We start from the raw sequence: 9981 nt of genomic DNA, 5'->3' as shown, positions 1-9981 counted from the left end.
GATCAGCAACGGGTAGCCCCAGTGGGAGAAAATGGCGACCAGCAACAGGTAGCAGAGAATGATTGCAATCAGGAAATTTCCGCCCAGTGCTGCGCGCGTCGCATCAAGCTGGTCGGCCGCACCCGATATCGCGATGCTGACACCGTCACCCACTTCACCTGCTTCGCGTAGCGACGGCAGCAGTTCGCTACGTACGCTTTCGACTGCAGTCTCCAAAGCAACGCTGCGCGGCGGAATGATGAACAGTGTCACCGTTCGGCGTCCGTCAACACGCCGCAAACTTGCACTGTCGACGGTCTCGACGATGTCGGCCAGTGCCGACAGTGGCACGATGCTGCCCGATGGCGTGAGCACGGGTTGCTGCGGAAGGCTCGACAAGGTCTGTCCGGAACCGGCCCCGCTATACAGGAAGATATCGACCTGATCGTCATCGAGCAGGAAATCGTCGACGTAGGCACCGTCGGACAGTGCCGCCACGGAGTATCCGAAATCACGCGCATTGAAGCCGCTTTCGGCGAGCAGATTCCAGCGCGGGCGCACCTGCACCAGGGGCTGATCCAGTGATAGCGATGGGGGCTCGGAATCCACCTGCGGATTGTCGAACAAGGCTTCCGCACGCTTCATCGCCGCTTGCGCAGTCGAATACAGTGAAGCCATGTCGGGCCCGGAAATATCCAGTGCCACGGCGCGCGTGCCACCATCGTTGCTGGATATGATCGAGCCGCGCGCCGAGAACGCACGCATGCCGGGGAAACTTCGAAACAACTCGGTGAGGCCATCCATCATGGCGTCGAGATCGCCGCTGTCGATCGGCTCGCTGACAATGGTCAGGCCGCCAGAGCTGAACCACATGGAATAGCCCGTAAGTGGTGGGACCGGGGTCTTTCCTGCTGCGAACGCGTCACGTGTGGCGCCGACCGTCGGGTCAATCACGGCCCGGACCTGCTCGGCGATTCGTGACATCTCGGTGAGGTTGTAGCCCGGTGGCGCTGTCATTCGCGAGAATGCCTTGGGCTCCTCGCCCTCGGGCAGATACTCGGCAGGTGGCGTCAATACGAGTACGACGAACAGCGTTGCGGCGAGCGTCGTACCAACACAGACCCAGGCTCGCAGCCGCGTCGCGGTAAACCAGTCGCCGATACCCAGCAGGCGTTGGGCAAGGCGATTTTCCCTTGGCGCCGGCGCGTCCGATACGCCGAGACCGAAGCGAGCCGCCGCGGTCGGAATAAGCCCGATGGCGACCAGCATCGAAGCCAGGATCGAGGCCGACAAGGCTATGGCAATGTCGGAATACAACTGCCCCGCCTCTTCTTCGACAAACAACACCGGCACAAACACGAGTACCGTGGTCAGCGTGGATGCGAGGACTGCGCTCCACACTTCTCGGGTGCCCTGCACGGCGGCATCGAGGCGGTTGAGCCCGCGCCGCCTCGCCTGCTCGATCGATTCCAGCACGACAATCGTATTGTCCACCGTCATGCCCACCGCAAACGCGACTCCGGCAAGTGAAATCACGTTGATGGTGCGACCGAACGCGAGCAGACCGAGGAACGCGGCGATGGTACAGATCGGCAGGCCGATGGCAGCGATCATCGTGGCGCGCCCCGAACGCAGGAACAACAGCATCACCATCGTCGCGAGCAAGGCACCGATGCCGAGGTTGGTCCAGACATTGCGGATCGATGCCTGCACATAGCGCACATCGTCACTGGACAGCATCATGTGCAAGCCATTCGGTTCGAGCACGTCGCGATTGATCTGCTCGACGACCGGCAGCATGGCGTTCTTGATATCGATCACGTTGGAACCGGCTTCGCGACGTACCGACAAGCTGATGCGCGGAGCTCCGTCGGCAAACGAGATGCTGCGCAGTTCGTAGTGGTCGAGTTGCACATCGGCGACATCGCCAAGACGCACGATGGCATCACCGCGCCGCGCCAGAATCAGATTCTGCAATTCGTCGACGCGGTCAAATCGACCGACGGTACGAACCAGATAGCGCCGCTCGCCACTGTCGAGATCACCGGCTGACGTATCCTGGTTGCGTGCACGCACCGCATCACGAACGTCGGTCAGACTCAGGCCGCGCTGCGCCAGCCGTGACGGATCAACATGGATGCGAACCTGACGTTCGGCTCCGCCGCCGACGTCGACCTGGGAAACGCCGGGCACGCGCTCCATCAATGGGCGTACATTGTCTTCGACGAAATCACGCACCATGTCCATGTCGAGTTCAAGCGGGTCGCCGGGCAAGGGGGACAGGGCGAAGTACATGAATGCGTTGTTGGAAAACGAACTGCTGTTGAGGCGCGGCGGGTCCACGTTCTCCGGATAGCCGCTCACCTGCGACAAGGCGTTGCTGGTGCGGATCAATGCCTCGTTGATGTCGACGCCAAACGGAAACTCCAGGTCGATCGAGGCGCGACCCGTCTCGGCGAACGCCACCATGCGCTTGAGGTTGGGAACCGTCCGCAGGAAGCGTTCCTGTTCAATCAGTATTTCCTTTTCGACATCCTGAGGGGTTGCGCCCGGCCACTGGGTCACGACACTGATGGTGCGCACTTCGAGGTCGGGAATCATTTGCACCGGAATGCGCAATGCGGCCACAAGGCCAAGGACGCAAACGATCAGGGCCGCAACGGTGACCAGGGTGCCGCGCTGGAGCATGCTCTGCAACATCGTCGGACTCAGCTCTTCGGCGCGACGATGCGCACCGTCTCGCCATCACGCAGGACTTCTTTCCCGCGCACGATTACCGACTCGTCGGCAGCTACGCCCTGTAGTATTTCGACTGTCTCGATACTGTTGCGTCCGGTACTGACCTGACGTCGGCGCGCGACGCTTCCCTGTTCACCCTTCTCGATGACGAACACGCTGAAACCGCCATCCGGATGTCGCAGCAGTGCATCGCGCGGAATTTCCACTGCGCTGGCCCCCGGCCGGGTCAGACGGAACACCGCCGTGGCCGATGTGCCCGGAAACAGGGCGGTATTGGACTCGAGCGGGACCACCCGCACCAGGAAGGTTCGTGAACCCGAACCGCCGCCGACGGGTACGCGCGCTGTGATGCGCGCATCAAGAAGCGTATCCGGCAGCGTGTCAGGAATCAGCTGCACCGGCGTGTCATCCCTCAATGAGGCAAACGTCTCCTGTGGCGCCTGCACATCGAGTCTCACCGCATCAAGTGAAACCAGATCGAGTACGGGATTTCCACGGGTGACCCACTCCCCGGCTTCGGTACGCTTGGCCGTGACCACCCCGTCAAACGGTGCCGAGAGCACATGACGCCGGACCAGCTCGGATTGTTCGCTAGCGCTTGCCTGCGCAGCGACAAGTGCGGCTTCGGCTTGTGCCAGCGCGGCAACCCGCGCCTCCAGCTCGGTTTTTGGCAAGGTGTTCTGCGGCACCAGTGGGCGAGCCTCATCAACGCGTCGCCGTGCTTCGTCGCGTACCGCTCGGGCCTGCTTCACACGTGCATCACTGCCACGCCGTATGGCTTCGGCCAGGGTTGCATCCAGCTTCAGTAGCGCATCGCCTGCGCCAACCGCGTCACCGGCATCCACCAGCACTTCGGCAACCAGTCCATCGACGCGCGGCGACAATCCCGAGCGCTGCTCAGGTGTCAGCGTGCCGCTCAATCGCAGCTCATGTGCCGCTTCACTGGCAACAGCAGATGCGACGACAACTTCGGTCTGTCCCCAACACGGAGAGAAAGCGAATGCCGCAGCGACAATGACGAAGGGCCTGAAGCGAAAGCCAGCAGGGCTGGATAAAAACTGTAATGACATGTGTGGCGATTCCTGCGAGCGGCGGAGCGGTGTCTTGGAGGCGAACCATCATACCGGCTCCCCAACCAGAGGTTGGTGCATCGAGTGATGAGCTTTGTTCCGCAATACTGTGAGAGCGCTGACAGCTGCCCGTAAGTTCGCGACAGACACGAAGGCCAGGCATCGCGACGTGGTTCGGATGCGCGGCGAAAGAACGTGGTTGCGATCAGCGCTGCACTATCTGCAATCGATCGTACCTGCATCCAGCGCAGGCTGGTTGAGCCGATATCGCTGGATCTTGAGCGAAACGCCCGTCATGTTCTTGCGTAGCCAGGCACTGGTCTGCCTGCATATCGTGGCCGAAGATTCCGTCAGTGACGCACTTCCCAGGTCAACGATTGCAACCGGCCCATTCGATCCGTCGCTAACGCCTTTCACCCTCACTTTGGCGATTCGCGCATGCCGTTGCTCGCGCCTGTTCGCTTCGGTCGCCTTTGCAGTCCGCTCACGTGTTTCTGCCTGGACTTCAGCTGCGATGTTCTCCATTTCTTCGCTGAAAGCACTCAGTCGCCAGGTAGCGACAACTGAATCTACCCAGTACAGATACCATGGATAAACAAAGGCCACGGCGAGAAATACCGATATTGCCACGGCAAAACGTGAGCTCGACGAGTCAGCAAACCCGTTGGCCTGACGCCGCGTTGAATGCCTGTGCCGAGCATGGTTCCAGTCAACATCGTGATCGTTGTCTTCCATGATTCAAGCTATCCCTGATGTGTTCACTCGTTCTGCCAGCGAAAGCCTCACGGTCAAACGTGGCCCGACGCTCAAAAATGAAGCCGCGGATCAACCGCCTACCCACGCCTCGGTGGCTTCCGGATCCAGTGCGTCCCGCAAGTTGCAGGCGCCGACATCACCGGCATGTCGATCGAGATCCTCCTGCAAGGCACGAACGCGCTGCGATTCGATGCGACCGCTCGCGACCTCACCCATCGAGTGGGACAGTTGCATCGCGTTTTCTGCGCAAGGCCAGTTCTGCAGCATTGCATGGGCCTCGGCCAGCTGGAAGTAGGGCAAGTAGTCCAGGTACCACATGCCGTAGGTCCGCTTGCGCGCGCGCGACTCAGGCTTCAGTTCGATCGACTGGCTGAACTCGACGATCGCGCGTTGCGCATCACCGGCTTCAAGCAGGGCCTGACCGTATTCGAAGTGGAAGTACCACGGCAAGACGTAGCGCGAAGGGTCGATGCCACACTGGATCAGGATCTTGCGACGCAAGGCATTGGCCGCCAGGGGCTCCAGGCTGAGCGATTGATAGGTCTGCGATTCGTTCACCGGATCGTCGGGCGCTGTCGCTGCGAACGCGCAGAATGGCATGGTCAGCGCCATGCATGCTGCAAAAATCAGTCGGGATGTCGGGCTGAGGGTCATGGGCAATCTCCGGAAATCACGCCGCCATTGAAAGACGCGCATCAGGCTCCCCGAATGGTACTCCTGCAAGGGGAATGAAGCATTTCGGCGCAGGAGGAATCATGACGCCTGTACCCGACCGGTACGTCGCCCTGGACGGACGAGGGAAACTTCACTCGACCTGGGGTCGCGAACTTTTGATGCGGGGACGCGCGCACAACTCGAGTATCCTGGAACGAGTTTCGCTAGTCTTGCCTGCCGTTTCCCATATCGGATCCAGCCATGTCGAATGGAGCCTGCCTCTGCGGTGCCGTACGATTCGAATTTGATGGCGCACTGGCCCATGCGCCCGACGCCTGCCATTGCACGCAGTGCCGCAAGCACGCAGGCCACTATTTCGCGTCAGCCAATGTGCCAAGATCGGCTCTTACGATTCACGGCGAAGATTCGATCACCTGGTACCGATCCTCGGAGCAGGTTCGGCGAGGCTTTTGTCGTGTTTGCGGGTCATCATTGTTCTGGGATCCGGACAAGTCGACGCATGCGTTTATTGCAGTGGCCATGGGGGCGCTGGAAAATCCGACCGGGTTGCGATTGGCCAAGCACATCTTCGTCGCAGACAAGGGTGACTACTACGATGTTGCTGACGGCTTGCCGCAACACGAGCAATCAGGAAATCAGCTTGCGTAGTTAACCGTGATTTCGGGCACGGTCTGCGTCTTGCACGGCTCCCTCCGTGGCCGGCGGCTATGGAAAGTGGCTTGATCTCCAATGGCGGAGCTATTATCGCCGCGAACAAGAATCCGGCTTGTGTTCCTGAATCTTCTTGCCGCGCAGGGAATGGCAATGAAACGTGTTCTGTTGCTACTTGCGACTGTCGCCATAGCAGTTCCACTACTTGGTCTTGGCGTCGTCTTTGCGTTGAGCGAGGCGAGATTGCGTGACTTCACGCGCGATACTGTCTTTGAACAACCTGTCGAGATGGACGCAGGAACGATCGAACGCGGTCGCCATATTGCACGCACGCGTGGTTGCCTGGGCTGTCATGGGCAACAACTGGAAGGGAAGGATTTCGGCGATCAGTGGGATTGGCCAGAGCGTGCGGTCGCACCCAATCTGGCGACCTACGCACGCGACCATGATGTAGCGACCATCGAAGCCGCGATACGACAGGGGATCGGCGCGAATGGCAAGGCGCTCACGTCCATGCCGTCATTCAACTTCGCGCGCATGACCGACCAGGATCTGCTTGCGCTGATCGCGTTCCTGAAGTCGGCGCCGGTTGTCGAGATCGAACTACCGCAACCAAAACTTGGCTGGGCCGTGCGCTGGGCTTTCACGAATGGAGAGGAAAGGCACATGGCGGAATGGGTAGATGCGGTCCCGACTTTGCGAGTTGATGCGAAGGCAGAACCGCAACGAGCCCGCGGCGAATACCTCGCCATGACCATGTGCAACGAATGCCATGGGCTTGATCTGCGCGGCCTGTCGATTTTTCCGCCACCGACGCCGGATCTGGCGATGGTCGCGGCCATCGATCGTGAGGAATTCGAAAGGCTGATCAAGACCGGCGTCGGGCTGGGTGGCAGAAAGCTTCAACTCATGTCGCTCGTGGCGCCGGATCGATTCCCGGAATTGACGGACGAGGAGGTCGACGATCTCCATGTCTTCCTTTCCTAACTCGTCCGGAACCCCGTGCCCGAGAATGTCTTCTGGCGACCTGGCAGGGACTGAGTGTCAATTGGTCTCGTGATTTCGTTGTGGCAAGCGGCTCACCGGGAAGGATGACCTGACTAGCAACCAAAGCAGGGCCGGAGTCCCGGCAAGTCCCGCATGTCAGGCGTCTCAGAACGCATCGTCGATCGCCGTCACCGGAATTGAGAAGCCAATTCCCTGGGCATCGCGAAGGACCATCGTGTTGATTCCTACGACCCGGCCCTGCTGGTCGATCAGTGGGCCACCGCTATTGCCCGGATTGATCGGAGCATCGGTCTGCAGGAAGCGCAGGCCTTCCTCTTCGCGGAAACCGGAAAAGACGCCCGACGTCACCGTCCAGGTCAGGCCCGAAGGGTTGCCGATCGTGAAGAGTTGTCCGCCTTGCGCGAGTTCGTCGGGCTCGCCCATCGCAAGGAACGGGCAGTCCACGCCATCGATAGTGAACTGGGCCAGATCGTAGTGATCCGAATTGCGCACGTTACGCACGGAGTATTCCGTGCCATCTACCAGCGAAACTTTCAGGGCGGAATCCCTGTACTTCCATGCTTCATCGCTGATCTGCTCGTCTATCTCGGCGCGAACCGTATCCGATAGCGAATCGAACTCGATGCCCAGGCGTTGCAACTCATCGCGCATCGCCTGCAGTTCGGTGGAGGAGCCACCCGATTGCAGCGCTTCCTCGAAAGCGGCTCGAACCCGCTGGATTTCGATCGTCAAGGCCTGGCGACGTTGCTGGTACGCCGACTGGACCTGATCCGAAGAAATGACTTCCCGTCGTATGGCGGATTGATCAAATTCCACGACGTGGCGGTTGGTGATCACCCGGCAACCGGAATCAATGATGAAACCCGAGCCGGACGCGCCCCATTCCGTCTCGATGAAAACCGTGGCATTGCGCGCACGTTCGATTTCGTTCTTCGGTGCATGGCTTGTCTCGAAGCGGGCGCGAATGCTTCCTGCAGGCGTCTTGATTTCGGGTGCCTGAGTCGCGCTGTTGTCTACATCGACGACTTTGGTGGCCGACGGATCGGACGCCTCGTGCTTGTCCCCACCGAGCACAAACCAGCCCAGCCCGAGCAAGGCGATGCCGGCGGCAACAAACACGGCGAGATAGGCCGGGTTCCTTGGCTCGGTCGGCATGGGAGCTGCCGTTTGCCGCTGCGCCTCTCTGAGCGCCAGATAGGCCTCGTACTTCTCGATATAGATGCCACAGGATGTGCATTGGGGACTGTCAGCCTGCTCGGTTCCACATTTCGGGCACTTCATTCCTTGCTACCTTCCTTTCGTTGTTGGCTGTCCATGTGAATCGAGGGCCTTGATCCGACGAGACAAGATCTGGAGCGCCCCGCTTGCGGCAGAATCTCAAGCAACCACCCATACTGAACCCGCGCGAGCGATCCGGAACGATACCCAAAGCGGAACGGGAAGAGAAATCGTCAGCCACAGCCTGGAACCATGAGTCCGGAAGATGGGTCCCAGTCGACACCAGCCGTTGCCCGGTTGGCCCATGGGCCCTGACACGAGATTCAGCACCGGTCCGGAGCGGATGGCACCGAGTTTGCATTGGTCCGGTGATGGCCCGTCGAGGCCATGCGCCGGCAATTGAGTTGAGCCACGAGCAGGCGTAAATCACAGGCAAGAGAGCAAGGGACCGCACGCATGAAACAGGACCATCGCCGAAGAACAGCGCGCAAACGCCGAACTGCTCGGGTTCTGCTCGTGGCGCGGCGATGGCTTTTGATAGTCAGTCTGAATGTTCTCACCATGGCGGGCCATTCGAGCCCGGCCCAGTCTGCCGGCAGCGAACTCCTCATCGAGCAGTTGCAGGCATTGAGGGTTGCCGGTGACGCCTTGGCGGACGCCTCAAGGAATCTGAAGCAGATCGAAGCGCAGATTCCGGCTAATGCGGGCTATCCGGTCCAGCGCGAACTGCTGAAGACGCAGATTGCCGACCCCGGGGGCGATCGCAGCTTCGACGAGAGGCTGGAGATGATGCGGTCCCTGCGGTCGCTTGCTGAAGCCAACGGGGATGCAGATACGGTCAGCCTGATGGATATCCGGCGCGTCTTCATGAGTCACGTCGATGATGACATCAGCAAATACATAAACCAGCTCAACGAGGTACGTGCCAGGATCAGCTCGGATGCATCAGTCGAGGTTATGGAAGCGCTCGAAGTGAGCTACGGCAATATGTACTTCGACGCGGGGAACTTCGATTCCGCCTTGCGCCACCAGTTGGCAGCGCTGGACTGGGCTGAGAAGTTGAAAATCGGCAGCGAACGAGCACGCCTGTTCCGCCTGGCCACGATCGCTGAACTCTACAACGCGATGGATCTGCCTGAATCGGCGCTGGAAACCATTGATCGCGCTTTCACGCTGCCGATCGGGTCCATGCCCTTGCAGAACCAAATTTCGCTTCTCGCAGCACGTGCCATGGCACAGATGAAGAGCGGTGACCTGGAAGCATCAGAACAATCTCTGCTCGAAGCGGAGGAGCTCTCCAAACAGGACGACTCGAGCTTCACGGCGTTGCGTCTTGGCAACCTGCGGGCCGAATGGCTGCTGGCCAATTCGAAGTCGGAGCAGGCCATCGAGGTAATCGATCGAAACGAGACGCTGGCCAACAGCAGCGGCAATCACTACTACCTGGCCAAATGCTGGATGTTGCGCGGTCACGCCCTGATGTTGCTCAACCAGGTCGAAGAAGGTGTAGCCCAGATGCAAAAGGGAGCCGACTACTTCGAGGGCAAGGGTCAGATGATCGACGTGCTCGACGGCCTGGATCGCCAGATTGCGACTTTGCGCGGAAGGCAGCAGTTCGAACGTGCCGTCACCTTGATGCAGCGCCGTCAGGATCTCTGGACGAAATTGTTTCGCAGCGAGCGCGCACGTGCCATTGCCGAACTGCAGGCGGGACACGCCGCCCGGGAGCTCGAGCATCGTGTCGTCACGTTGTCGGCCGATAACCGCATCCAGGAAGAACGCCTGCGCGCAGAGAAGCTTGGCAAGGCCCTGGCCCTGGTGCTGGCCTTGTTTGCAATCAGTCTATGCGCGCTATTGTATCTGGCAATTCGTCGCGCGCGAAGAG

8 protein-coding genes are annotated in these 9981 nt (G+C 60.1%); 3 read left to right on the top strand and 5 right to left on the bottom strand.

What is annotated here, in order from left to right; translation table 11 throughout:
• The 4 genes from WBP53_RS05835 to WBP53_RS05820 all read right to left on the bottom strand — a co-directional run.
• On the bottom strand, positions 1-2679 hold a 2679-nt coding region (locus tag WBP53_RS05835), incomplete at its 3' end, for an efflux RND transporter permease subunit (protein ID WP_423926868.1).
• A gap of 8 nt (positions 2680-2687) precedes the next feature.
• On the bottom strand, positions 2688-3788 hold the full coding sequence (locus tag WBP53_RS05830) for an efflux RND transporter periplasmic adaptor subunit (RefSeq protein WP_423926866.1): 1101 nt from the start codon (positions 3786-3788) through the stop codon (positions 2688-2690).
• 216 nt (positions 3789-4004) lie between these two features.
• Positions 4005-4523: a hypothetical protein gene (locus WBP53_RS05825; RefSeq protein ID WP_423926864.1), complete on the bottom strand. Its 519-nt coding sequence runs from the start codon at positions 4521-4523 to the stop codon at positions 4005-4007.
• A 90-nt stretch (positions 4524-4613) separates the two neighbouring features.
• Entirely contained in the window at positions 4614-5198 is a 585-nt protein-coding gene (locus WBP53_RS05820) for a hypothetical protein (protein WP_423926862.1), read from the bottom strand.
• Positions 5199-5459: 261 nt separating this feature from the next.
• On the opposite strand from WBP53_RS05820, the gene WBP53_RS05815 reads away from it, so the two are divergent.
• Together WBP53_RS05815 and WBP53_RS05810 are read left to right on the top strand one after the other, a co-directional pair.
• Positions 5460-5867, top strand: coding sequence for a GFA family protein (locus WBP53_RS05815; RefSeq protein WP_423926860.1), 408 nt, complete (start codon positions 5460-5462; stop codon positions 5865-5867).
• A gap of 156 nt (positions 5868-6023) precedes the next feature.
• Entirely contained in the window at positions 6024-6857 is an 834-nt protein-coding gene (locus tag WBP53_RS05810) for a c-type cytochrome (RefSeq protein ID WP_423926858.1), read from the top strand.
• Between the two features lie 165 nt (positions 6858-7022).
• Here WBP53_RS05810 and WBP53_RS05805 read toward each other — a convergent pair whose 3' ends face one another.
• On the bottom strand, positions 7023-8159 hold the full coding sequence (locus WBP53_RS05805; RefSeq protein ID WP_423926856.1) for a S1C family serine protease: 1137 nt from the start codon (positions 8157-8159) through the stop codon (positions 7023-7025).
• A 498-nt stretch (positions 8160-8657) separates the two neighbouring features.
• Here WBP53_RS05805 and WBP53_RS05800 point away from each other — a divergent pair.
• On the top strand, positions 8658-9981 hold a 1324-nt coding region (locus tag WBP53_RS05800; protein ID WP_423926854.1), incomplete at its 3' end, for a hypothetical protein.

Source organism: Dokdonella sp. (assembly GCF_049593775.1).
Lineage (GTDB): Bacteria > Pseudomonadota > Gammaproteobacteria > Xanthomonadales > Rhodanobacteraceae > Dokdonella.
This window is presented reverse-complemented; position numbering and strand designations above follow the sequence as displayed.

Bases quoted from the DNA above. Each gene is read 5' to 3' on its own strand.
- WBP53_RS05825 (WP_423926864.1), bottom strand. From the start codon at position 4,523: ATGGAAGACAACGATCACGATGTTGACTGGAACCATGCTCGGCACAGG.
- WBP53_RS05830 (WP_423926866.1), bottom strand. From the start codon at position 3,788: ATGTCATTACAGTTTTTATCCAGCCCTGCTGGCTTTCGCTTCAGGCCC.
- WBP53_RS05810 (WP_423926858.1), top strand. From the start codon at position 6,024: ATGAAACGTGTTCTGTTGCTACTTGCGACTGTCGCCATAGCAGTTCCA.
- WBP53_RS05820 (WP_423926862.1), bottom strand. From the start codon at position 5,198: ATGACCCTCAGCCCGACATCCCGACTGATTTTTGCAGCATGCATGGCG.
- WBP53_RS05815 (WP_423926860.1), top strand. From the start codon at position 5,460: ATGTCGAATGGAGCCTGCCTCTGCGGTGCCGTACGATTCGAATTTGAT.
- WBP53_RS05805 (WP_423926856.1), bottom strand. From the start codon at position 8,159: ATGAAGTGCCCGAAATGTGGAACCGAGCAGGCTGACAGTCCCCAATGC.